This window comes from Thermohalobaculum sediminis, from assembly GCF_023487995.1.
Taxonomy (GTDB): domain Bacteria; phylum Pseudomonadota; class Alphaproteobacteria; order Rhodobacterales; family Rhodobacteraceae; genus Thermohalobaculum; species Thermohalobaculum sediminis.
In genome coordinates this window covers 20,737-45,108 of record NZ_JAMFKN010000004.1, presented here as the reverse complement: position 1 = coordinate 45,108, position 24,372 = coordinate 20,737, and the positions used below count along the sequence as shown (strand labels likewise).

Sequence of the window (24,372 nt, the reverse complement as noted above, 5' to 3'; positions counted from 1 at the left end):
CGTCGGGTCGGGGCGCGCATGGCGGCCCCGCTCTGCTCTCGGCTGCATGGTCACTTGAGGGCCTGCTGCACCTTGGCGAAGCTTTTCTGGAGCTTCGCCAGCATGTTCTTCATCTTGTCCGCGCTGCTGGTGAAGCGCGACGTCGCGCCCAGGTCGGCCGCGAGCTTCCGCGCCTTCATCTGGTCGAGCTTGTCGCCACGGATCGCGTTCATCGCGTCGATCAACTCGCCCGAATAGGTGTGGATCGCGTCGATCATCGCCTCGCACACCCCGTTCGCGTCCTCGATCTCCTTGCCGAAGGCCACGAGCTCGGGCCCGGCGGCATCGTTCTTGACGATCTTGCGGGCGGTCTTCTGAAGCAGGATGATCGCGGCCTCGGCAGCGTCCCGGCCCTTGTCGAACTCGGTGATCGCCACATCCAGCGCGCGGTCGGCGGCATCCATCGCCTTGTCGCGCGCGGCGTCGTCGTCCCCCGCCCGGCCAAGGCTGCGCGACAGCGCGTCGAGGGCGGCCTGCGCCTTGTCGCCGGGACCCGTGAACAGTTTCTTGAAGTCGACCGAGGCCATCGCCTTCATCGCCTTCTTGCCCTCGCGCAGGCCCTTGGCGTTGTCGCCCTTGTCCTCCTCGATCTCCTCGAGCGCGAGCGAGACCTTCTTCTCGATCTCCTTGCCGAACTTCTCGTAGAGCTTGAGCACTTTTGGCTGCGCCTCGATCTCGCCCTTCAGCCCGTCGGCGGACGCGTCCTTGATGATGTCCCCGATCTTGACGTCCAGCAGCTTGAGTTCGTAGCGCACCAGCGAGACCAGCGCCTTCCTCAGGATCTTCTCGTTCCACTTGCGCGGGTCGAGCTTGACCGTCTCGCTGGCCGTGTAGTTCTTCATCTTGCCGCGAAGGAAGCGGTTCTTCTCGCACCACGCGCGGTTGTCCCTCGACATCTCGGCAAAGGGCGAGACGTCGAGAACGGCATTCATTTTCGTCTTCTTGACCGCGATCGCCACGTGGTCGTCCTCCTCTTGCCGTCGCGTCGGGCGGCCGTCCGGCCGCCCGCAGCACCGGCGCGGATCAGTCGAAGGCGTAGGTGAAGTCGCCGTCGGCCACGCCGACCTGCACCTTCGAGATCGCGCCCCCCTCCATCAGCCGCCGCAGGAACTCGGCCGAGATCGCCGGAAGCATCGAGTTGGTCAGGATCGCGTCGATCATGCGGCCCCCGCTTTCCAGCTCCTGGCAGCGCGAGACGATCGTCTCGACCACCGCGTCGTCGTATTCGAACGGGACGCCGTGGCTCTCCCTCACCCGCTTCTGGATGCGGCCAAGCTGCAGCTTCGTGATCTCGGCGATCATCGTCGGGCTCAGCGGATAGTAGGGGATGGTGACGATTCTGCCCAACAGCGCGGCGGGAAAGACCTTGAGCAGCGGCTCGCGCAGCGCCTTGGCGATGCCCTCGGGGTCGGGCATCAGCTCGGGGTCGGCGCAGAGGTCCATGATCATCTCGGAGCCCACGTTCGAGGTCAGCAGGATCAGCGTGTTGCGGAAATCGATCATCCGCCCCTCGCCGTCCTCCATCCGGCCCTTGTCGAACACCTGGAAGAAGATCTCGTGCACGTCAGGGTGCGCCTTCTCGACCTCGTCGAGCAGCACCACCGAATAGGGCTTGCGACGCACCGCCTCGGTGAGAATCCCGCCCTCGCCATAGCCGACATAGCCCGGGGGCGAGCCCTTGAGCGTCGAGACGGTGTGCGCCTCCTGGAACTCGGACATGTTGATGGTGATGACGTTCTGCTCGCCGCCATAGAGCACTTCGGCGAGCGCCAGCGCCGTCTCGGTTTTGCCGACGCCCGAGGTGCCCGCGAGCATGAAGACGCCGATCGGCTTCGAGGGGTTGTCGAGCCCCGCCCGGCTGGTCTGCACGCGCCTGGCGATCATCTCCATCGCGTGGTCCTGCCCGATCACGCGCTTGGCGAGATGCGTCGAGAGGTTGAGGACGGTGTTGATCTCGTCCTTCATCATCCGGCCCACGGGGATGCCGGTCCAGTCGCCCACCACCGAGGCCACCGCCTGGCGGTCGACGATCGGCAGGATCAGCGGGTTCTCGCCCTGCAACGCTTCGAGCTCGGCCTGCCTGGCCTTGAGCTCGGCCAGAAGCGCCACCCGCTCCTCGGCGGTGAGGGGCGGCTTCGCGGTCTCACCGGTCGGGACTTCCGCCGCCTTCGGCCCCTCGACCGCGCCGCCGCCCTCGCGCAGCTTGGCGCGGATGTCGAGGATCTCCTTGACCACGGCCCGCTCCGCCTCCCACCGCTCGGTCAGGCCCGCGAGCCGCGCTTCCTCCTGCTCCAGCGCGTGGCTCACGGCGGCGCGGCGCTCGGTGACCTCGTAGCCCGCGGTCTCGTCGCGCGCGATGATCTCGAGCTCGGTCGTAAGCGCCTCGATCCGCTTGCGGCTGTCGTCGACCTCGGCGGGCACGGCATGCTGGCTGATCGCCACGCGCGCGCATGCGGTGTCGAGCACCGACACCGACTTGTCGGGCAGCTGCCGCGCCGGGATGTAGCGCGCCGAGAGCCGCACGGCCGCCTCGAGCCCCTCGTCGAGGATCTGCACCTTGTGGTGCTTTTCCAGCATCGAGGCGATGCCGCGCATCATCAGGATCGCCTTGGTCTCGTCGGGCTCGTCGACCTGCACCACCTGGAAGCGGCGGGTCAGGGCGGGGTCCTTCTCGATGTGCTTCTTGTATTCCGCCCAGGTGGTCGCGCCGATCGTGCGCAGCGTGCCGCGCGCGAGCGCAGGCTTGAGCAGGTTGGCGGCGTCGCCGGTGCCCGCGGCGCCCCCGGCGCCGACCAGCGTGTGGGTCTCGTCGATGAACATGATGATCGGCACGGGGCTCGCCTGCACCTCGTCGATCACCGCGCGCAGACGGTTCTCGAACTCGCCCTTCATCGAGGCGCCGGCCTGCAACAGCCCCACATCGAGCGACAGGAGCCGCGCGTCGTGAAGGCTGGGCGGCACATCGCCGCGCGCGATCCTCAGCGCGAAGCCCTCGACCACCGCGGTCTTGCCCACCCCCGCCTCGCCGGTCAGGATCGGGTTGTTCTGGCGGCGGCGCATGAGCACATCGACGACCTGCCGGATCTCCTCGTCGCGCCCGACGATGGGATCGATCTCGCCCGCCCGCGCCTTCTCGGTTAGGTCGGTGCAGAACTGGTTGAGCGCCTCCTGCTTGCCCATCTGGGCGGGCGACATGGCGCCCGAGGCCTCGCCCGGCACGGCGCCGCCGCCGACCTGGGATCCATCCTGCGCCCGCAGCGCGTCCTCGGGCGAGCCGCCCACGATCTTGCCGAAATTCTCGGTCAGCTCGTCGTTCTTGATCTTGGCGAACTCGCCCGAGATCGCCTCGAGCGCGCGCCGCAGGCTCGGCGTCTTGATCATGCCGAGGATCAGGTGCCCGGTGCGCACCTGGCTGGAATTGTAGAGGAGCGAGGCATAGACCCAGGCCCGCTCGACCGCCTCCTCGAGATGCGACGAGAGGTCCGAGATCGAGGTCGCGCCCCGCGGCAGCGCGTCCAGCGCGCGCACCATGTCGGCCGCCACCTTGCCGGGATCAAGCTGGAAGTGCCGCACGATCCGGTGGAGATCGCTGTCCTGTCCCTGCAGGATCTGGTGCAGCCAGTGCACCAGCTCGACATAAGGATTGCCCCGCATCTTGCAGAAGACGGTCGCGCCCTCGATCGCCTGGTAGCCGAGCTTGTTGAGCTTGCCGAAGAGGGCGACGCGGCTGATCTCGGTCATGGTCATCTCTCACGTTTTGGCGGAGCCCGAGGCCGGGCCCGGCGATTGCAGGACTAGAAGGCGTGCCGCGAGGGCGGCAGAAGGCGAAGATCGTCGGCATCGCGGCCCGGCGCGCGCTCGCCGAGCCAGGTCGTCCAGCCCAGTCGGCCCTGATGGCCCAGGCGCATCCGGGGCACCTCGTCCGCCTTGAGGACCAGGTTGGCTTCCCATTCCAGGGTGTCGCCGAGGTAGTTGCGCACGATGGCGGCGAGGCGCTTGAGGCTCTGCCCGCCCGGCAGCAGGCGGCTGTAGGCGTCGAAACCGACCGGGCCGAGGCGGATGCGGAACTTCGACTGCCGGGACCAGACGCGCGCGCCGAGGCTGGTGCCCCGCCCCAGCGGCGCCTCGCCCAGCCGCCAGCGGTCATGCGGCTCGAGATGCAGCCAGGTGCCGACGAAGCCCTCGATCCGCGCGGGCGCCGCGAAGAAGGCCGAGACGATGGCGAGCAGCCCCTCGGCGTTCTTCGGGCCCTGCCCCAGCAGCGCCGCGAAATGCAGCTTGGCAAGGTCGGGCATGGCGTCCCGATCCTCCATGCCGCGTCCCATCCGGCCCGAGATCGCCGCGACCTTTGCGGCGAAGGGGTCGTCGTCCGGCCGGTCGAAGGACGGCGCCGGCTCGCCGGCCGCCCAGGCACGGTAGAGCAGGCTCGTCATGCGATGGTGGAACAGGTTGGCGAAGGCCACCAGCGTGTGGTCGTGCACGTTGCGCTGCCGGTCGCGGGCGTATTCGGTCAGGTGCAGCGGCAAGGGCCCGTTCGGCCCGAACAGGCCGAAGAAACGGTTCACCAGCCGCCCCGGCGCGTCCCCCGCGGGTGGCGCGAAGGCCGAGATCGTCGAGGGCGGGAAGGCCAGCTCCGCCTCCTGCCCGATGCGCACGGGATCCTGCGCCGGGCGGCGCGAGCGCCCCAGCCGCGGACGGTCCGGGAAGGCCGCCTCGATCAGGCGCAGGGCCTGAAAGATGTGATGGGACTGCGGGTCCGAGCCGAGCGCCGCGAGGCGACTCAGATCAGGCGCCGCTGCCCGCTCATCGCCGGCCATCGCGCGATCTCCCCCCGTTGCTGCGACTCGATGACGGTCTCGGTGAAGCTGTTCAGCGTCACGTATTTCGCGAAGAAGCGTTGCAGCACGGCGCCCATGAGGTAAACGCCCGTGCCCTCGAAGAAGCTCTCGTCGAAGCCCACCCGGACCTCGAGGCCCCGCACCGCCGTCGAGAGCACCTCGTCCGACAGGCGCCGCACGATCGGCCGGCTCGCGACCGAGACCACGCCCTCGAGCTGTTTCTCGATCGAGCGGTCGCCGAGTGGCGCATAGAGCCCCAGAAGCTCGCGCAGCGCCTCGGCGCCGGTTCCGCGGTCGGCGTCCGCGATCGACAGGTAGTTGAGGCTCAGATGGCTCACCAGGCGCCAGGCGCTGTCGCCCTGCCCCAGGCTGGGCCGCGGCCGGCTGGGCGAGACGAGGATGCCGATCCCGCTGACCGGGCCGCCATCGGGCAGGTGGAACTCGCTCTCGCCGCCGCCCAGCGACAGCAGCATCGGCAGGTCGCGGTTGGTGCACATCGCCGTGACTGCAAGCTGCTCGAGATCGCCCGGATAGGGCGCCTGCGCCCGGTCCACCAGCGTGAGATACACGTCCGAGCCGAGATACGAGGTCCGCACGCCCTTCAGCCGCTGCTTCTCGGACCGCTGCCGCATCCGCCGCCGCAGCGTGTAGTAGGCCGGATGGCGCTCGCCCGCGGCGGTGAGGTCGCTCGCGCTGTAGAAGGGCCGGAAGGCCACGTCGTCGGCGCCCTCGCCGCTGATGCCGGTCACGCTGGTGATCGAGTGGATTTCGAAATCCATCGGCGCCGTGCGGTCGGGAACGACATGGTGGTCGATCTCGCGCCCGCGCACCATCACCCGGTCGCAGCGCTTGGGAAACAGGTTGACCGACGGCGCCGCGAACAGCTCGAAGCTGGCCGTGCCCAAGGCGCCCTTCAGCTCCGGGTGGCCCTGTTCAAGCAGGATGTAGAGATCGAGGTCCGCCCCTTCGGCGCGCCGCACCGCGCGGCCGAGGCCCGAGAGCTCGAAGAAGAAGAAGCGCTCCGGCATCGCGAAATATTCCTGCAGCAGCCGGTAGCCGTCGAAGGACTGCGCCGGCGTCGGCAGCAGGGCCTCGTCGCGCCCGAAGCCTCGGGGGCGCACGCCGGCCCCCGGCAGCATCTCGACCCAGTCGGCGCGCCGGTCGGTCGAGCGTCCGGCCAGCCCCACCGCGTCGTTCGACAGCGCCTCGTAGAGCTTCCACGGCTCGCCAGCCGACCCCGACAGGAAGAGCGTGAGCCGGTCGAGCGGCAGGGCCGCGATCTTCTCGCCCCCGAAGCGGCGCAGCCGCAGCCGGATCGCGGCGCGCGCGGAATTGCCCTTCGCCACCCCTGCCGCCACCAGCTCGCCCCGGCCATCGACATACTCGACCTCGGAGACCTCGATCGGCCAGAGCGTGATGTCCTGCGAGGTGCGGAAGATGCAGGGCGTCTGCTCGCCCTGCCGCAGGCGGCTGCGCAGCACGGTGCCGCGGGGAAGCGTGAAGCCGTCCTTCAGCCCTCCCTGCGCGGGGTCGGGCCGGAAGCGCGTGATCATCATCGCGGGCGTGGGCGCGAGATAGTGCGGATAGACGATCTCGAGCAGGTTCTGCGTGAACACCGGGAACTGCAGGTCGAGCTCGAGCTGCACGCGCGCGGCAAGGAAGGCGAAGCCCTCGAGCAGGCGCTCGACGTAAGGGTCGGCGACCTCCAGCCCCTCCATGCCCAGGCGCGCGGCGATCTTGGGATAGGCCTCGGCGAACTCGGCCCCCATCTCGCGGATGAAGGCGAGTTCCTCGTCGTAGCGCTTGAGCAGGCGGGTATCCATCGGCTCCCCTCAGCCCTGGCGGGAGACCGTGACTTCGCCGGTCGTGACATCGAGCGCCGTCCGCAGGTAGAGCTCGAGCGGGAGCGGCTGCGCCCAGACATCGCCGTGGATGTCGAACGAGATCACGGCGCCCTGCCCGACCTTCTCCTGATGCACTTCGACGCTCAGCGTGCCCGGCAGGATGCGCGGCTCGAACACCTCGATCGCGCGCCGGATCGCCTGGCGGATCTCGACCGCGCGCTGGGCATTCGACACCTTGCCGGTGACGTCCGGCAAGCCGTAGTTGACGGTCGAGGCCGCGACCTCGCGAAAGGTCTTCAGGTCGTGCGCGCTCTCGAGATTGCCGGTGTTCAGCAGCCAGGCGAGGTCGCGCTGGATGATCTCGCGCAGCCGCCGGATGTCGATCACGCGCGCGTCGCGCGCCTCCTGCTTCTCGCCGGGGGCGTCGTCGGTGAGCCGGTCGAGCAGCGACGGCTGGAGCTTCTCGGACAGCGTCTTGTCAACCATCTGCGCCCTCGCCCGCGGCGTCCGTTGCGGCGCTCTCGGGCGCGTCCCCGATGACGAGTTCGCGAAGGTCCATCAGTGCGGTGTCGCCCGCATCGGTCGCCAGGAGCCGCCCGCCGAGGCCGACATAGGTCTCGGCGCCCGCGTCCTCCCAGGTGGTCATGCGGGCAAGCCTCAGCGCGTCGTCGGTGGTTGCTGTGGTGCCCGGATAGCGCGTCGGGATCAGCGCCACCGCGTCGCCGCCATTCGACCAGACGACATGCGCGGGCGTCCAGACGCGGTCGCGCAGGTCGGTGGGCGGGTCGATCTCCAGCTTGTGGATCGCGCCGAACGGCGCCCAGAAATAGCGCCCGTTCACGATGATCTCGAGCACCGGGCCCAGCCGCATGTCGGCGTCCGCGATCCACTCGAAGGGCGTGCCGTTGATCGTGCCGGGGATCGCCGGAGCCACGTCGAAGGCGCGGGCGCGCAGGTCTGCCGCCTCGGCGGGCCTGCCCGCCGCCAGCACCTTCAGCGCCTCCATCTGGAGCGCGAGCCACTCGGGGGGCTCGCCGAACACGAGGGGCGATTTCTCGCCCGAAAAGACCTTCTCGCGGTAGACCTCGCAGATGATCGCCTCGCGATAGGTCTGCGCCATCGCCAGCGCCGACTTGTCGAGCTCGGCGCACAGCTTGAGCTGCGTGACCGCGCGCTTCCAGTCGCCCGTGACGGTGAGAAGCTGGAACAGGAAGATCCTCAGCTTCGCGTCCGACGGCGCCTTGCGCACCGCGTCCTGCAGAGCGGCAAGCGCGCCCGACAGATCACCCTGTTTCAGCAGCTCTTCCGCGTGCATACGCCACCCCTTGCCGCCGCGGCCCGGAAGGGGCCGCGTTCATCGCGAGGAAACGCCGGGCGGGGCGGCCTCGCACCCGCCCGGCGGAACGCTCAGACCACGTAGTCGGCCTTGTTCTTGACGCGGCTCCACTTGGCCTCGCCCATGCCGCCCGAGGCCTTGGTCATCTTGCCGTCCTTGCCCTGGGTGAAATACTCGATCTTGATCGCGCCATACTGGAAGATGACCTCCTCCTCGCAGACGTCGTCGCCGTCCGAGCCGGACCAGGAAATGTCCTGCACCATCACCAGCTTGAAGTGGAACTTCATGAAGGTCGCGCCCGACGCCGTCGTCGAGCCGCCCGAGCGCCTCAGCTCGATGATCGCCTCGTCGAAGTGGTTGCCGGTGCACAGCGTCGCGAACAGCCCGCAGGATCCGGTGTCGGTCTTCTTGGTGACGGTGAATTCCTTGAAGGTCGCCTTGCCGGCGCCGCCGCCGGCCGAGATCGAGCCGATGTTGATGTTGTTCTCGGCACCGAACGAGAACGAGATCAGCTCGAACGCCTTATGCGCCGACATCGCGTCGTCCTGGGTCTCGCCCTGCACGAGCGACTGGCCGGGGAAGTAGAGGAATGCGTCGAAGGACATGGTCTGGGTTCCTTTTCAACGGTTTGAACGCTGGTGATGGAAAAACGCGGGCCGGCGCGGCGGGCGCCCCGGCCCCGAGGGTCAGCCCCCCTTCTGGGACGGCAGCTTCGAGACGAGGCGCAGCGACACCGACAGGCCCTCGAGCTGGTAGTGGGGACGCAGGAAGAACTTCGAGCTGTAATAGCCGGGGTTGCCCTCGACCTCCTCGACGACGACTTCGGCGGCGGCCAGCGGGTGGCGGGCCTTCACCTCCTCGGGCGACGTGTCTGCGTTGAAGTCGACGTAGTTGTTGATCCAGTTCTGCAGCCACTCCTGCATGTCGGCGCGCTCCTTGAACGAGCCGACCTTGTCGCGGACGATGCACTTGAGGTAGTGCGCGAAGCGGCAGGTCGCGAACAGATACGGCAGCCGCGCCGCGAGGTTGGCGTTCGCCGTCGCGTCCGGGTCGTCGTATTCCGCCGGCTTCTGCAGCGACTGCGCGCCGATGAAGGCTGCCATGTCCGAGTTCTTGCGGTGGATCAGCGGCATCATGCCGTTCTTCGCAAGCTCGGCCTCGCGCCGGTCCGAGATCGCGATCTCGGTCGGGCACTTCATGTCGACGCCACCGTCATCGGTCGGGAAGGTGTGCGTCGGCAGCCCGTCCACCGTGCCGCCCGACTCGACGCCGCGGATGCGGGTGCACCAGCCATAGGACTTGAACGAGCGGGTGATGTTGCGCGCCATGCCGTAGGCCGCGTTCACCCAGCAGTACTTCTCCGAGCCCGCGCCCTCGGTGTCCTCCTCGAAGGCGAACTCCTCGACCGGGTCGGTCTTGGCTCCATACGGGTAGCGGCCGAGGAAGCGCGGCATGGCGAGGCCCAGATAGCGGCTGTCCTCGCTCTCGCGCAGGCTCCGCCACGGCGCGTATTCCGGGGTCTGGAAGATCTTGGTCAGGTCGCGCGGGTTGGCGAGCTCGGCCCAGCTGTCCATCTGGAACAGCGTGGGCGCGGCCCCGGTGATGAACGGCGCGTGCGCCGCGGCCGCGACCTTCGCCATCTCGCCCAGCAGCTCGACGTCCGGCGGGCTGTGGTCGAAGTGGTAGTCGCCCACCAGGCAGCCATAGGGCTCGCCGCCGAACTGGCCGTATTCCTCCTCGTAGAGCTTCTTGAACAGCGGCGACTGGTCCCAGGCCGTGCCCTTGAACTTCTTGAGCGTCTTCGAGAGGTCCTTCTTCGAGATGTTGAGGACGCGGATCTTCAGCATCTCGTCGGTTTCGGTGTTGTTCACCAGGAAATGCAGGCCACGCCAGGCGCTCTCGAGCTTCTGGAAGTCCTCGTGGTGCAGGATGTGGTTGATCTGCTCGGTCAGCTTCTTGTCGATCTGGGCGATGATGCCCTCGATCGAGCGCAGCGCGTCGTCCGAGATGATCGCGGTGTTCTCCAGCGCCTGCTGGGCCAGGGTCTTTACCGCCTCCTCGACCGCGGATTTCGCCTGGTCGGATTTCGGCCGGAACTCCTTCTGCAGGAGGCTCGCGAAGTCGGATTCGGCGAACGCGGTCGCGCCTTCGGCGGCAGCGGCCTGGGTTTCGGTCTCGGCCATCTCTTACTCCTCGGTCTTGTCTTCGGGCGCGGGCGCGGAGGCTAGCGCCTTGAGAAGCGTGGGATCCTGCATGACCTTGGCGATCAGGTTCTCGGCCCCGGTCTTGCCGTCCATGTAGGTCATCAGGTTCGACAGCTGCGTGCGCGCCTCCAGCAGCTTGCGCAGCGGCTCGACCTTCTTCGCGATCGCCGCGGGCGAGAAGTCGTCCATGCTCTCGAAGGTAATGTCGACCGACAGGTTGCCCTCGCCGGTCAGCGTGTTGGGCACCGAGAACGCCGCACGCGGCTTCATCGACTTGAGCCGGTCGTCGAAGTTGTCGACGTCGATCTCGAGGAACTTGCGGTCGGCCACCGGCGGCAGCGGCGTCTCCGACTTGCCGCTCAGGTCCGACATGACGCCCATGACGAAGGGCAACTGCACCTTCTTTTCGGCGCCATAAAGCTCGACGTCGTATTCGATCTGCACGCGCGGCGCGCGGTTGCGCGCAATGAATTTCTGACTGCTGTTGGACGCCATCTTTCCGCTCCTCTCCCACTTGGGACCGCTCGGCGGGGCGCAGCCCCCGCGGTCGCGGCACGCCTCACGGCCCTGCCGGGGCTCGTCAGTACTCGTTCTCTATGCCGCCGATCGTCATCACCTGGTCGAGGCCTCCCGAGGCGATGTCCTTCACGATCGTCATGAAGTCGGCCGAGACCAGCCGCCGCGCGCGATTGAGCAGCAGCGGCACCGGGCTCGACGGCTCGTTGCGTGCGTAATAGTCGTTGATCCGGTCGATCATGGCGATGACGTCCTCGGGGCTGTTGATCGCGCCCCCGCCGGCACGCGCGCCGCCCCCGGCGGGCCCGCCGCGCCCGGTCGCCGCCGGCGCGTCCTCGCCGTCACCCATCGCGGCCTCGTCGTCCGCCCCGTCGCCCGCGGCAGCGCCGGCATAAGTCTGCATCCGCTTGCGGATGTCGAAGGCCATCTTCTCGAGCGGCGTCATGTCGGGCCCCATCGCGCCGACCCGGTCGTCGAAGATCGCCCCGATCGCCTTGACGTGCTCGAGGATCTTGCCCGCCGCCTCGGCCAGTGCCGCCAGCGTGTCGGGGTCGGTGTCCTGGAAGACCGCCGAGACATAGGCGGTGTCGGGCACGCGCTCCATGTCCGAGGGGGGCGAGATCTCGCCCTCGGCCACCTGGATGTCGCGCAGGCTGACGCGCCCCAGCCCGCGGCTCATGGCCAGCGGCGCAAGCCGCAGGGCGCGCAGCACGCCGCCCTGGTCGGTCAGCCCCAGCACGGCGTTGACCCGCATGGTGGGGTCGTCGTCGTCCTCGGGGTCGAGCTGGGGATGCACGCTGTCCCAGTAGGTTTCGAGGCAGCCACGCACATAGCGCAGCACTTCCTCGAAGCCGGTCAGCCCCTCGGTGCGCAGCGCGGCATTCGCCAGGATCACGGCTGCGCGCAGGTCGCGGCTGCGGTCGAGCACCGCCACCGCCTTCTCGATCACGTCGGCATAATCGGGCTCCTCGGCCTCGATGACCGCGTCGCCCATCTGGCGCTCCTCGCCCGGCTGGGCGGCGAGCTCCATCGCGGCGAAATCGGGATCGTATTGCAGATCCTCGCCGCTCGGCGCGTCGGAATCGAATTCGCGAAGCAATGCCTCGACGTCGATCATCATCACCCCCCTCGCCGCTTGGCCGGGTGCGAAATACCACCCTGACCTTGCGTCACCGCGCGAACCCGCTCGACGCCCGGCTGCCAGCGACGCTAACCTTACTCGGCGGATTTCTCCACAAAATAAAATGTTGGTGAATGCAGATTCCCGAACATTTTCGAGCACAAGACCATATCCCCGTCGACAGGATGGAACGCCGGGCGTGGCCTCGGCGCCGCGCGGGCGACGGCGAAAAGGCGTTCTGCAACATGCTAAGGCCCGGTCTGCGCCCGATCAGATGTCGGCGCGGCGCGCCGGATGGGGGACGACACCGCGGTCATGTCCGGCCCAGGTGATGGGACCCGCCAAACTCGCGCGGGCGTGATCGGTGGGGGGGCTGCGACGCGCGTCGAATTTTCTTGAAACCCGCCCCCCGCCCGGCTGCTAGACTGGCATCCGGGCAAGGGGAGAACGGCATGGGCCGGCTGACGACGCATGTGCTCGACACCGCGATGGGGCGCCCGGCGGCGGGCGTGAAGATCACGCTCTGCCGGATCGGGCCCGACGGGCGCGTGGCGCTGGCCGCGGCGGTCACCAACGCCGATGGCCGCACGGATGCGCCGCTGCTGGAGGGCGGGGCGCTCGCGCCGGGGCTCTACGAGTTGAGCTTCGCGGTCGGCGCATATTTCGGCGCCGCCTGCTTCTATGACGAGGTGCCGATCCGCTTCCGCATCGAGGATGGGGGCGGGCATTACCACGTGCCCCTGCTGATCGCGCCCTTCGGCTACTCGACCTATCGCGGGAGCTGAGGCAATGCCGGGCGCCATCCGCTTCATCCTCAACGGCGCGATGCAGTCGGTGGCCGACGCCGCACCCACGACCACGCTGCTCGACTGGCTGCGCGCGCAGGGTCTCACCGGCACCAAGGAGGGCTGCGCCGAGGGCGACTGCGGCGCCTGCACCGTGGGATTGCGCGAGATCGGCCCGGACGGGCGCCTCGCAACCCGGCCGGTCTGCGCCTGCATCCAACTCCTGCCCATGGTTCACGGCCGCGAGGTCGTCACCGTCGAGCGCCTCGCCGCCCCCGATGGCCGCCTGCACCCGGTCCAGCTGGCGATGGCCGAGGGGCACGGCGCGCAATGCGGCTTCTGCACGCCCGGCATCGTCATGAGCCTGTGGTGCGCCTGGCACACCGAAGGGCCGCCCTCGCCCGAGCGCGCCGACGCGCTGCTCGCGGGCAACCTGTGCCGCTGCACCGGCTACGGCCCCATCGTCGCGGCCGCCCGCGCCGCGCACGACCTGCCGCGCCCGGATTGGGACAACGCCGACGCGGCTGCAGCGCCCGCGCGGCTCGGGGCCCTGTCTGCGGGGCCGCTCGATTACGCGGCCCAGGGCCGCCGCTTCCTCGCGCCCGACACGCTCGACGCGCTTGCCGCGCTTGCGGCGCGGCACCCCGAGGCCACGATCCTGTCCGGCGCCACCGATGTCGGCCTGTGGGTGACCAAGCGCGACTTCGACCCAGCGACGATCGTCTGGACCGGGCGCGTCGCCGCGCTGCGCGAGATCCGCGAGGAGCCGGGCGCGCTCGTCCTCGGCGCGGGCGCGACCTATGCCGAGGCGCATGTCCGCCTCGCCGCGCTCTGGCCCGACCTCGGGCGCCTGATCGCGCGCATTGGCGGCGCGCAGGTTCGCGCCATGGGCACGATCGGCGGCAATATCGCCAACGGCTCGCCCATCGGCGACATGCCGCCCGCGCTGATCGCGCTGGGCGCGCGGCTGATCCTTCGCCGGGGCGACGGGCAGCGCGAGATCGCGCTGGAAGATTTCTTCCTCGACTACGGCAAACAGGACCGTGCGCCGGGTGAGATCGTCGAGGCGGTGCGCGTGCCGACTGGCGGCCCCGCGCTTTCCTGCCACAAGGTCTCGAAGCGTTTCGACCAGGACATCACCGCGGTGCTCGGCTGCTTCGTCATCGGGATCGAAGGCGGCCGCGTTACCCACGCACGCCTCGCCTATGGCGGCATGGCGGGCATCCCGAAACGCGCGCGCGCCGCCGAGACCGCGCTGCTGGGCCAGCCCTACACTCGCGAGACGGTCGAGGCCGCGATAGCCGCCCTCGCCCGCGACTTCACCCCCCTCACCGACATGCGGGCGAGCGCCGCCTATCGCCTGAAGGTCGCGCAGAACCTGCTGATGCGCGACTTCCTCGAGCGCACCCGGCCGGACCTCGCCACCCGCCTCGCGCCGGAGCCCGTCTGATGGACGCCCCCGACCCCTCCCCCGCGGTCCGCGACGGCGTCCACACGCCGCGCCGCCATGACTCGGCGGAAAAGCACGTCGCGGGCAGCGCACTCTACGCCGACGACGTGGCCGAGGCGCCGGGCACGCTGCACGGCGCCTTCGGGCTCGCCACCATCGCGCGGGGGCGCGTCACCGCGCTCGACCTCGCCCCGGTCCACGCGGCCCCCGGCGTGGTGGCGGTGCTGACCGCCGACGACGTGCCGGGGCTGAACGACACCGGCCCCGTGGTCCATGACGAGGTGTTCCTTGCGGCCTCCGAAGCCACCCAATCCGGCGAGGTGAATTTCCACGGCCAGCCGCTGTTCCTGGTCGCGGCCGAGACCCGCCACGCCGCCCGCCGCGCCGCCCGCCTCGCCCGCGTGAAATATGCCGAGGAGCCGCCGATCCTGACCGTCGACGAGGCCATGGCCGCAGGCTCGCGCGTGGCCGAGCCCTACCGTATGGCCCGCCCCGACGCACAGGGCCGCGACGCGGACGCAGCCATCGCCGCAGCGCCGCGCCGCCTCGCTGGCCGCCTTGCGATCGGCGGGCAGGAGCATTTCTACCTCGAGGGCCAGGTCGCGCTCGCCACGCCGGGCGAGGATGCCGACCTGCACATCCTGACCTCGAACCAGCACCCCTCGGAATGCCAGCTCGTCGTCGCCCACGTCCTCGGCCTGCCCGCGCACGCCATCACCGTCGAGGTGCGCCGCATGGGCGGCGGGTTCGGCGGCAAGGAGACGCAAGGCAACCAGACCGCCGCAGCCGCCGCCCTGATCGCCCACCGCACGCGGCGCCCGGCGAAGGTCCGACTCGACCGCGACGACGACATGGTGACGACCGGCAAGCGGCACGACTTCGTCATCGACTGGGAGGCCGGCTTCGACGACACCGGGGGCCTGCACGGCATCCGCTTCACCCAGATGGCGCGCTGCGGCTGGTCGCTGGACCTTTCCAACGCCATCTGCGACCGGGCGATGTTCCACGCCGACAACTGCTATCACCTGCCGGCGGTCGAGATCGTCTCGCACCGGCTCAGGACCAACACGGCATCCGCCACCGCCTTCCGCGGCTTCGGTGGCCCGCAGGGCATGGTCGGCATCGAGCGAGTGATGGACGAGATCGCCTTTGCGCTCGGCCGCGACCCGCTGGAGGTGCGGCGCGCCAACTTCTACGACCCGCCGGGCCGCCCGCGCGGGCGCAGCACGACCCCCTATCACATGGAGGTCGAGGACTGCGTGATCGCCGAGATCGTGGACGATCTCGCCGCCCGCGCGGGTTACGAAGGTCGCCGCGCCGAAATCCGCGAAGCCAATGCCGCAAGCCCGATCATCAAGCGCGGCATTGCGCTCACGCCCGTCAAGTTCGGGATTTCCTTCACCACCACCTTCCTCAACCAGGCGGGTGCGCTGGTGCACACCTACCAGGACGGCTCGGTCATGCTGAACCATGGCGGGACCGAGATGGGCCAGGGTCTGTTCGTCAAGGTGGCCCAGGTCGCGGCCTCCGAACTCGGCCTCGACCTCGAGCGCGTGAAGATTACCGCCACCCGCACGGACAAGGTGCCGAACACCTCGGCCACCGCGGCCTCGTCGGGCTCGGACATGAACGGCATGGCGGTCAAGGACGCCTGCGGCAAGCTGAAGGCGCGCCTCGCCTCCTTCGCCGCGCGCCATTGGGTCGTGGCCGAACATGCGATCGACTTCCTCCCTGGCGCGATCCGCGCGGGCGGCGAGGTGGTGGCGTGGGAGACGTTGATCCGCGAGGCTTATCTCGCCCGCGTGCCGCTGTCGGCCACCGGCTTCTACGCGACGCCCAAGATCCACTGGGACCGCGTCAATGCCCGCGGCCGCCCGTTCTACTACTTCGCCTATGGCGCGGCGGTGACCGAGGCCGCCATCGACACCCTGACGGGCGAGAGCCGAATCCTGCGCGCCGACATCCTGCACGATGTCGGCCGCTCGCTGAACCCCGCGATCGACCTCGGCCAGATCGAGGGCGGCTATGTGCAGGGCGTGGGCTGGCTCACCTCGGAGGAACTGTGGTGGGACGGCTCGGGCCGCCTGCGCACCCACGCGCCATCGACCTACAAGATCCCCGCCTGCTCGGACCGCCCGCGCGTTCTGAACATGGCGCTGTGGGAGAAGGGGATGAACCGCGAGTTGACCATCCGCCGCTCGAAGGCCGTGGGAGAGCCGCCGCTCATGCTTGCGATCTCGGCGCTGCATGCGCTGTCGGATGCCGTGGCGGCGGCGGGGGACTACCGCGCCTATCCCGCGCTCGACGCCCCCGCGACACCCGAGCGCATCCTCGCCGCCGTCGAGCGGGTGCGCCATGGCTGACATGGGCCGGGCCACCCTCGCCGCTGCGCTCCGCGAGGACGGCAGGGGCGTGCTCGTCCTGATCGCCTCCGCCCGCGGATCAACTCCGCGCGAGGCGGGGGCCGCGATGCTCGTGACGCCATCGCGCACCCTCGGCACCATCGGCGGCGGGGCCGCCGAGCACCGCGCCATCGCGGCCGCGCGCGAGATGCTGGGCCAGCCGCCCGGCGCGCGGGCCGAGATCGCGCTTTCGCTCGGCCCCGCGCTCGACCAGTGCTGCGGCGGGCGTCTTTCGCTCGCACTTGCCCGGCTCGATGCGGCGGACGCAGGCCGCCTCGACGCGCCCACCCCGTTTGTGCTCTGGCCGGGCGGCCCGGAACTCGCGGCTCCCGGGCGCGCGCGTCAGGTCGTGGTCTACGGCGCGGGCCATGTCGGGCAGGCACTGGTCGCGGCGCTTTCCCCCCTGCCGTTCCGGCTCGTCTGGATCGAGACCCGCCCCAGCACGTTCCCCGACCCCGTACCGCCCGGCATCGAGACCCGCCTCACGCCGCTGCCCGAGGCCGAAGCCGCGACCGCCGACGCGGACGCCTTCCACCTGGTGCTCACCCACTCCCATGCCGTCGATCTGGAAATCGTCGAGGCGGTGCTGAGGCGCGGCGAATTCGGGCATCTGGGCCTCATCGGCTCGACCACCAAGCGCGCGACCTTCGCGCGACGCCTCGCCGAGCACGGCCTGCCACCCGCCGCCATCGCGCGGCTTGCCTGCCCGATTGGCCTGCCGGGTCTCTCGGACAAGCGCCCCGCCGTGATCGCGGCCTCGGTGGCCGCCGACCTTCTGCTCCGCGACCGCGCCGCGGCCCTGCGGCTTGCGAGGGGCGCATGACCCGCATCCTGCGCGGGCCGGTCCTGCGCTTTCGCGCCGACCCCTTCGCAGAGGGGGCCGAGGCCGCGCTCGGCTGGCTCGACGACGGCGCGGTGGCCATCGAAGGCGGGCGGATTGCCGCGGTGGGCGAGGCCACCGAAGTGATCGCCACCCATCCCGGCGCGGAAGTCACCACCTCCGGCGGCCACGTGATCGCGCCCGGCTTCGTCGATTGCCACCTGCACTACCCGCAGACCGGGATCATCGCGTCCTGGGGCGCGCAGCTTCTCGACTGGCTGAACACCTATACTTTCCCCGAGGAAGCGCGCTTCTCCGACCCCGCCCATGCCGCGACGGTGGCGCGCGCCTTCTTCGACCTCACGCTCGCTCACGGCATCACCACGACCGCGAGCTACTGCACCATCCATCCGGCGTCGGTGGACGCCTATTTCAGCGAGGCCCAAGCGCGCGGCCTGCGCGTCGTCGGCGGGCGGACCATGATGGACCGCAATGCGCCCGACGCGCTGCGCGACACCGCGCAGGCCGCTTACGAAGAGTCGCGGGCGCTGATCGCCCTCTGGCACGGGCAGGGCCGCGCGACCTACGCCATCACGCCACGCTTTGCCCCCACCTCGACGCCCGCGCAGCTCGAAGCCGCGGGCGCGCTGTGGGCCGAGCACCCGGACTGCCTGATGCAAACGCATCTGAGCGAGAACCACGCGGAAATCGACTGGGTGGCGCGGCTGTTCCCCGAGGCCGCCGACTATCTCGGCGTCTATCAGCGCTTCGGCCTCGCCGGCCCCGGCGCGGTGTTCGGCCATGCGATCCACCTGACGGCGCGCGAGCGCGCGGCGCTGGCCGGGACCGGGGCGGGCGTCGCGCATTGCCCGACCTCGAACCATTTCCTCGGGTCGGGCGAATGCGACGTGGCGGGGCTGAAGGAACTCGGCATCCCGGTGGGGCTGGCGACCGACGTGGGTGGCGGCTCGTCCTTCTCGATGTTCGACACCATGAAGGCGGCCTACGAGATCGGCCAGCGCCGGGGCGTGGCGCTCTCGCCCGTCCACCTCTGGTGGCTAGCGACCGAGGGCGCGGCACGCACGCTGCGCCTCGGCGCGCATGTCGGCAACCTCGAGGCCGGGCGCGAGGCCGACCTGATCCTGATCGACCCTGCCTCCACCCCCATCCTTGCTGCCCGCACAGCACGAGCGACGACCCCGTCGGAACTGATGTTCGCGCTCATCGTGCTGGCCGACGACCGCGCCGTGGGGCAGGTCTGGTCGGCGGGCCGCCCCGTCAACCCCCGCGCGCCTGTCAGATAACCGACGCCGCCTGTCGCAAACCCGGGCGACCAGGGCGCCCGGCCTGCCCCAGCATGATCGCGGTTCAGCCATCCCCGCCCGGAGGCCCGCGATGACCGAGATCCCCCGCATCCCTGCCCGCCCGCTGATCGCCCCCGCCTCGGACGCCGAATGGCGCGAGACCGTGGCCGCCATCACCGGGGCCGCGACCCGCTCGGGTTTCATGACGCTCGGGGACGTTGGCGATGCGCTCTGCCTGCCCGCCGACATGCATGCGCGCCTGTTGCGCTTCTTCACGCTGCCGGACGACGCCAAGCTCGCCCTCGCGCGCCAGAAATTCGTGCCCGGCAACCGCAACGTCTATCGCGGCCTCTTCCCGGTGCAGAAGGGCGAGACCACCTGCAAGGAGGGGATCGACATCGGCCCTGACCTGATCGACCCGGCCCGCGCGGGCGACGGCGCCGACCCGCTGACCGAGCCCACGCCGCTGCCGCCGGAAGCCGCGCTCCCCGGCTGGCGCGCCGATGCGATCGCGTATTACGGAGCGATGGAACGTCTCGGCAGCGCGCTCTGCCGGGCGCTCACGGAAGGGCTCGGCGCCCCTGCGGGCGCGCTCGAGCCCTTGTTCGATCGCGGCATCTCGACGCTGAGGCTCATCCGCTACCCCGAGCGCACGCCCGACACTCTGCCCGCCGACCTCGCCACCGTGCGGGTCGAGGGCGAGACCCGCATGGTCGTCGGCGCCCCCCATTGCGATAGCGGCTTCGTCACGCTGCTCTGGCAGGACCCGACCGGCGGGCTGCAGGCGCGCGGCCCCGATGGCGGCTGGCTCGACGTGCCGCCCATTCCAGGCGGGCTCGCGGTCAATTTCGGGCGGATGCTGTCCGACTGGTCGGGCGGCCACGTGAAGGCGACCGAGCACCGCGTGCTGGGCGGCCTGAAGGAGCGTTGCTCGATTCCCTTCTTCTTCGAGCCCGCGGTCGATGCCCGCATCGTGCCCCTCGGGGGCGCCGAGCCCTTCGTCTATGGCGACAAGTTGTGGGAATGGTCGTCGAAGTTCGTCGAATTCCGGGGCGTCCAGCGCCACCGCGCCGCCTGAACCCGCCTCAGCCGTCTTTCAGCACCCGCTCCAGCGCCGCGCGCTCCTCGGCGCTCAGGGGCGCGTCGGCGGGCCGGGCCTGCGGCGCGCGGCGGCGCAGGTAGATCAGCGCGACGGCCCCGCCCAGGATCAAGAGCACCGGCCCCGCCAGCCAGATCACCAGGTTGAACCCCCCGAAGGTGGGCTTGAGCAGCACGAACTCGCCATAGCGGTCGACGAGGTATTGCTTGACCGCCGCGTCGCTGTCGCCCGACGCGACCCGCTCGCGCACCAGGATCCGCAGGTCACGCGCAAGTTCAGCGTTCGAGTCGTCGATCGACTCGTTCTGGCAGACGAGGCAGCGGATCTCCTTCGAGATCTCGCGCGCCCGCGCCTCCAGCGCCGGATCGGCCAGCATCTCGTCGGGCTGCACCGCGTGTGCGGGCAGCGCCACCAGCATCAGCACCACCGCGAGGACCAGCCGCATCGCGCTCACTCCGCCGGCACGGCGGGGCCGGCAGGCCGCGCCTTCGCAGCCGCGCCGACGCGATAGCGCCGGTCGCTGAGGCTCACGATGCCGCCCAGCCCCATGATGACCGCGCCCAGCCAGATCCACGCCGCAAGGGGCTTCACATAGGCCCGCACCGCCCAGGCGTCGCCCTGCGTCTGCTTGTCGCCCAGCACCACATAGACATCGCGCAACAGGGTCGAGTCGATCGCGGCCTCGGTCGTCGGCATCCGTTGCACCGGGTAGAGGCGCTTCTCGGCGCACAGCATCGCCAGCTCACGCCCGTCCCGCATCAGCCGGAAGCGGCCGAGATCGGTGGTGAAGTTGCGCCCCTCGCCCCCCTTCAGCACGCTCTCCTGCCCGGCGCCGCAGGCGGGCACCTCGAAGGGCGCGCCCAGCGGCAGGCTCGCCACCCCCTCGAACACCAACTCGTAGCCGCCCAGCGGGATCACGTCGCCGGGGCGCGCGAGGCGGATGTCCTCGCGCTCCCACGCCGTGATCGCGGCGATGCCGCAGACCGTCACCGCCAGCCCCGAATGCGCCAGCCACTTCCCCCAGTCGGCCCTCGGCAGCCGCGCGAGCCTGCGGAACCCGTCAAGCCCGGTGCGCGGCCAGCCCGCCCGCTCGATGATCTCGACCACCGAGCCCAGCACCATCCACGCGCCCAGCGCGAGCCCCACGGGGGCCAGATGCGCATCGCCCGACTGCATCCCCCAGACGATGCCGCCCACCGCCAATGCCGCTGCCGACGCCCACCAGAGCCGCGTGACCACCTGCCCGAAATCCGCGCGCTTCCATGCCATGATCGATCCCAGCGGCATGGCGAGGAACAGCATCACCATGAAGGGCGTGAAGGCGAGGTTGAAGAACGGCGCGCCGACCGAGATCTTGGCCCCGTCCACGAACTCGCGCACCAGCGGCGCCAGCGTCCCGGTGAACACCACCCCGCAGGCCACAGCCAGCATCAGGTTGTTGTAGATCAGCGCCCCCTCGCGGCTGAACGGGCGGAACACGCCTTCGGCCTTCATCGTGGGCGCGCGCCAGGCGAACAGCGTGAGGCTGCCCACGATCGCCACGGCCAGGATCGCGAGGATGAACACCCCGCGCTCGGGGTCGACCGCGAAGGCATGGACCGAGGTCAGCACCCCCGAGCGCACGATGAAGGTGCCGATCAGCGACAGCGAAAAGGCGATGATCGCCAGCAGGATGGTCCAGGTCTTGAGCGCCGAGCGCTTCTCGACCACGATGGCCGAGTGCAACAACGCTGCCGCCACCAGCCACGGCATGAAGGACGCGTTCTCTACCGGGTCCCAGAACCACCAGCCGCCCCAGCCAAGCTCGTAATAGGCCCAGTAGGACCCGAGCGCGATGCCCAGCGTCAGCGCGATCCAGGCGGCCAGCGTCCAGGGTCTGACCCAGCGCGCCCAGGCGGCATCGACCCGCCCCTCGATCAGGGCGGCGATGGCGAAGGAGAACGACATCGAGAGCCCGACATAGCCGAGATAGAGGAACGGCGGGTGGAACGCCAACCCCGGGTCCTGCAGCAGCGGATTTAGGTCGTTGCCGTCGAAGGGCGGCGGCACCAGCCGCTCGAAGGGGTTCGAAGTGAACAGGATGAAGGCGAAGAACGCAGCCCCGATCATCGCCTGAACGCTCAGCGCGCGCGCCTTCAGTCCCAGCGGCAGGTCGCGCCCGAAGGCGGCCACCATCGCGCCGAACAGCGTCAGGATCAGCATCCACAGGAGCATCGAGCCCTCGTGGTTCCCCCACGTCCCGGAGACCTTGTAGAGCAGCGGCTTCAGCGAATGCGAGTTGGTCGCCACCAGCCGGACCGAGAAGTCCGACACCACGAAGGCATGCGTGAGCGCGGCAAAGGCGATGCCCGTCAGCAGGAACTGCGCCAGCGCCGCTGGCGCGGCGGTGCGCATCCAGTCGCTCCAGCCGCGGGCGGCGCCCACCAGCGGGATGGTCATCTGGAAAAGCGCGACGGCAAAGGCGAGCGTCAGCGCGAAATGTCCGATCTCGACGATCATCGGTCCGTCCTCGTGGCCCTGTCCGGGTGTATATACCACCCGCCGCCCCGGCAAGGGGCGGGCGGCGCAGCGCCGCAGGCACGCGCCCTCACGAAAGCGCGCGCAGCGTGGCCCTCACCCCCTCCGGGTCGGCGGGGGCCAGCCCCGCGTCGATCTCGGCGTGGAGCGCGCGCCAGACCGGCATCGCCGCGACCAGCGCGTCGATCCCGGCGTCGGTCAGCCGCAGCCGCCGGCCCCTCCGGTCGCGCTCGTCCGGCTCGATGCGCACCAGCCCGCGCCGCTCCAGCGGCTTAAGCGCCGCAGTCAGCGTGGTGCGATCCATCGCCAGCAGCGCCGCGACGTCGCCCAGCCGCGGCGGGGCCGGGCGGTTGAGCGACATCAGCACCGAGAACTGCCCGTTGGTCAGCCCGAAGGGCTTCAGCGCCAGGTCGAAGCGCCGCGCCACCGCGCGCGCAGCGCGTTGCAGATGCAGGCAGAGGCAGCCATCCCGCACCTCGTGCGTTACGCTCAGGGGTAGGTCGTCACGCATCACCACGCCTCAATTATGTTGATATCAACGTAACAGGCAAGGACCATCCCCGTCCAGCGGCGCCGAGTCGCACCCTCAACCGGACCAGAAGCTGCAAGGGGGCCAGCCATGACGGATGCCATTCGTTTGCTTGTAGGGACCAAGAAAGGTCTGTTCTTCCTCGATTCGGACTCCGGGCGCGACGGCTGGCGCCTGTCCGGGCCGCACTGCGCCACCTGGCCGATCAACCATGCCGTTGCCGACCCCGTGACCGGGGCGATCCATGCGGGCGGCGGCAATGAATGGTTCGGCCCCGCCGTCTGGACCTCGCGCGATGGCGGCGCAAGCTGGAGCCATTCGAGCGCGGGGCTCGCCTACGAGGAGGGCGCCGACCCGGTGAAATCGGTCTGGAGCCTGATGGCCCGCGACGGGCGCGTCCATGCGGGCGTCGAGCCCGCGGGCCTCTTCGTCAGCGAGGATGGGGCCCAAAGCTTCGCTCCCCTCGATGCCCTGCGCCACCACCCGACGCGCGAGCGCTGGATGCCGGGGGCGGCGGGGCTGATCCTGCACCATATCGTCGGCCACCCGGAGGATCCCGCGCGGCTCTGGGTCGCGATCTCCGCGGCGGGCGTGTTCGCGACCGAGGATGGAGGGCGCACATGGGCGCCGCGCAACGACGGCACCCGGCAGGACTACGCGCCCGAGGAGCACCGCTATGCCGAGGTCGGACAATGCGTCCACTCGCTGACCATGGCGGCGGGGATGCCGGACCGGCTCTACCAGCAGAACCACTGCGGCATGTATCGCAGCGACGACGCCGGGCGGAACTGGCAGAGCATCGAGGCGGGCTTGCCCTCGACCTTCGGCTTTCCCGCGGTCGCCCATCCCTCGGATCCCGACACCCTGTTCCTGTTCCCGCTCAACGGCGACCAGAAGGGCCGCTTCGCCCCGGACGGGAAGGTCGCGGTCTGGCGCACCCGTGACGGCGGCGCAACATGGCAGGCGCTGCGCGAGGGCCTGCCGCAGCAGGACGCCTATGTCACCGTGCTGCGTCAGGGGATGGCGACCGATGGCGGCGCACCCGCGGGGCTCTATTTCGGCACCACCTCGGGCGAGGTCTATGCGAGCCGCGACGAGGGCGAGAGCTGGCAGTGCGTCGCCCGCCACCTGCCGATGATCTCGTCGGTCGAGGCGATGCGGCCATGACGGCGGCGCCGCACGCCGCCCGGGAGCCCGTTCCCCGCGTGCGCGTGCTTCTGCCGCGCGCGCTGGTCGATCTCTTCCCCGGTGCTGCGACCGTGACCGAGGTCGAGGCCGTCACCGTCGACGCGGCCCTTGATGCGCTCGACCGCCGCTGGCCGGGGATGCGCGCGCGCCTTGCCGACACGCGCCCGGCGATCCGCAAGCACATCAACGTCTTCATCGACGGCGAGCGCGCGACGCTGAGAACCCGGCTCAAGCCGGGCGACGAGGTCTGCATCCTCACCGCCATCAGCGGCGGATGACGCCAATTTCCTTGAGTTCGACTCATTCCGTCCCGACCGTGCCGCGCGCCCCGGGCTTGACCCGGGGCCTCGCATCGTAAGCGGTGCGGTGCGAAGCCCCGGC

At 70.1% G+C, this 24,372-nt stretch carries 21 protein-coding genes; 8 read left to right on the top strand and 13 right to left on the bottom strand.

Annotated elements, in window-relative coordinates:
- Positions 1–50: 50 nt before the first annotated feature.
- The 10 genes from M1105_RS09945 to tssA all read right to left on the bottom strand — a co-directional run bounded on the left by M1105_RS09945 (position 51) and on the right by tssA (position 11,897).
- On the bottom strand, positions 51–998 hold the full coding sequence (locus M1105_RS09945) for a hypothetical protein (RefSeq protein ID WP_249580212.1): 948 nt from the start codon (positions 996–998) through the stop codon (positions 51–53).
- Positions 999–1,062: 64 nt separating this feature from the next.
- Positions 1,063–3,780, bottom strand: a complete 2,718-nt coding sequence (gene tssH, locus M1105_RS09940) for a type VI secretion system ATPase TssH (RefSeq protein ID WP_249580211.1) — start codon at positions 3,778–3,780, stop codon at positions 1,063–1,065.
- Positions 3,781–3,833: 53 nt separating this feature from the next.
- Complete coding sequence (tssG, locus tag M1105_RS09935; protein WP_249580210.1) at positions 3,834–4,856, bottom strand: type VI secretion system baseplate subunit TssG; 1,023 nt, start codon at positions 4,854–4,856, stop codon at positions 3,834–3,836.
- On the bottom strand, positions 4,820–6,700 hold the full coding sequence (tssF, locus tag M1105_RS09930) for a type VI secretion system baseplate subunit TssF (protein WP_249580209.1): 1,881 nt from the start codon (positions 6,698–6,700) through the stop codon (positions 4,820–4,822). Before tssF ends, tssG begins: the two co-directional genes overlap by 37 nt.
- A gap of 9 nt (positions 6,701–6,709) precedes the next feature.
- A complete protein-coding gene (tssE, locus tag M1105_RS09925; RefSeq protein WP_249580208.1) occupies positions 6,710–7,207 on the bottom strand; it encodes a type VI secretion system baseplate subunit TssE in 498 nt (165 codons plus the stop codon).
- Positions 7,200–8,036, bottom strand: a complete 837-nt coding sequence (locus tag M1105_RS09920; RefSeq protein ID WP_249580207.1) for a type VI secretion system accessory protein TagJ — start codon at positions 8,034–8,036, stop codon at positions 7,200–7,202. The genes tssE and M1105_RS09920 overlap by 8 nt, the downstream gene beginning before the upstream one ends.
- Before the next feature lie 92 nt (positions 8,037–8,128).
- A complete protein-coding gene (locus M1105_RS09915; protein WP_249580206.1) occupies positions 8,129–8,662 on the bottom strand; it encodes an Hcp family type VI secretion system effector in 534 nt (177 codons plus the stop codon).
- 81 nt (positions 8,663–8,743) lie between these two features.
- Positions 8,744–10,240, bottom strand: coding sequence for a type VI secretion system contractile sheath large subunit (tssC, locus tag M1105_RS09910; protein WP_249580205.1), 1,497 nt, complete (start codon positions 10,238–10,240; stop codon positions 8,744–8,746).
- A gap of 3 nt (positions 10,241–10,243) precedes the next feature.
- Positions 10,244–10,756, bottom strand: a complete 513-nt coding sequence (gene tssB, locus M1105_RS09905; RefSeq protein WP_249580204.1) for a type VI secretion system contractile sheath small subunit — start codon at positions 10,754–10,756, stop codon at positions 10,244–10,246.
- An 85-nt stretch (positions 10,757–10,841) separates the two neighbouring features.
- Positions 10,842–11,897, bottom strand: a complete 1,056-nt coding sequence (gene tssA / locus M1105_RS09900; protein WP_249580203.1) for a type VI secretion system protein TssA — start codon at positions 11,895–11,897, stop codon at positions 10,842–10,844.
- 452 nt (positions 11,898–12,349) lie between these two features.
- On the opposite strand from tssA, the gene uraH reads away from it, so the two are divergent.
- From uraH to M1105_RS09870, 6 genes are all read left to right on the top strand, one after another.
- Positions 12,350–12,682, top strand: a complete 333-nt coding sequence (gene uraH / locus M1105_RS09895) for a hydroxyisourate hydrolase (RefSeq protein WP_249580202.1) — start codon at positions 12,350–12,352, stop codon at positions 12,680–12,682.
- 4 nt (positions 12,683–12,686) lie between these two features.
- Positions 12,687–14,132, top strand: coding sequence for a xanthine dehydrogenase small subunit (xdhA, locus tag M1105_RS09890; protein ID WP_249580201.1), 1,446 nt, complete (start codon positions 12,687–12,689; stop codon positions 14,130–14,132).
- Complete coding sequence (xdhB, locus tag M1105_RS09885) at positions 14,132–16,495, top strand: xanthine dehydrogenase molybdopterin binding subunit (protein ID WP_249580200.1); 2,364 nt, start codon at positions 14,132–14,134, stop codon at positions 16,493–16,495. Before xdhA ends, xdhB begins: the two co-directional genes overlap by 1 nt.
- The gene (xdhC, locus tag M1105_RS09880) at positions 16,488–17,357 is read left to right on the top strand and encodes a xanthine dehydrogenase accessory protein XdhC (RefSeq protein WP_249580199.1); all 870 of its coding nucleotides are present in this window, start codon (positions 16,488–16,490) and stop codon (positions 17,355–17,357) included. Before xdhB ends, xdhC begins: the two co-directional genes overlap by 8 nt.
- Positions 17,354–18,658 (top strand): guanine deaminase, encoded by a 1,305-nt coding sequence (guaD, locus tag M1105_RS09875; RefSeq protein WP_249580198.1) that lies wholly within the window; start codon positions 17,354–17,356, stop codon positions 18,656–18,658. Before xdhC ends, guaD begins: the two co-directional genes overlap by 4 nt.
- Before the next feature lie 91 nt (positions 18,659–18,749).
- Positions 18,750–19,736 (top strand): 2OG-Fe(II) oxygenase family protein, encoded by a 987-nt coding sequence (locus M1105_RS09870; protein ID WP_249580197.1) that lies wholly within the window; start codon positions 18,750–18,752, stop codon positions 19,734–19,736.
- A 7-nt stretch (positions 19,737–19,743) separates the two neighbouring features.
- Here M1105_RS09870 and M1105_RS09865 read toward each other — a convergent pair whose 3' ends face one another.
- From M1105_RS09865 to M1105_RS09855, 3 genes are all read right to left on the bottom strand, one after another.
- On the bottom strand, positions 19,744–20,202 hold the full coding sequence (locus M1105_RS09865; protein WP_249580196.1) for a cytochrome c-type biogenesis protein: 459 nt from the start codon (positions 20,200–20,202) through the stop codon (positions 19,744–19,746).
- Between the two features lie 5 nt (positions 20,203–20,207).
- Positions 20,208–22,256, bottom strand: a complete 2,049-nt coding sequence (locus M1105_RS09860) for a heme lyase CcmF/NrfE family subunit (RefSeq protein WP_249580195.1) — start codon at positions 22,254–22,256, stop codon at positions 20,208–20,210.
- A gap of 88 nt (positions 22,257–22,344) precedes the next feature.
- Positions 22,345–22,785 carry a MarR family winged helix-turn-helix transcriptional regulator gene (locus M1105_RS09855; protein ID WP_249580194.1) on the bottom strand — a complete coding sequence of 147 codons (441 nt, stop codon included), beginning with the start codon at positions 22,783–22,785 and terminating at the stop codon, positions 22,345–22,347.
- A 108-nt stretch (positions 22,786–22,893) separates the two neighbouring features.
- Between M1105_RS09855 and M1105_RS09850 the strand changes: the two genes are divergently transcribed.
- Both M1105_RS09850 and M1105_RS09845 read left to right on the top strand, forming a co-directional pair.
- The gene (locus tag M1105_RS09850) at positions 22,894–23,970 is read left to right on the top strand and encodes a WD40/YVTN/BNR-like repeat-containing protein (RefSeq protein WP_249580193.1); all 1,077 of its coding nucleotides are present in this window, start codon (positions 22,894–22,896) and stop codon (positions 23,968–23,970) included.
- Between the two features lie 38 nt (positions 23,971–24,008).
- Positions 24,009–24,269, top strand: a complete 261-nt coding sequence (locus M1105_RS09845; protein ID WP_249580192.1) for a MoaD/ThiS family protein — start codon at positions 24,009–24,011, stop codon at positions 24,267–24,269.
- Positions 24,270–24,372 lie beyond the last annotated feature (103 nt).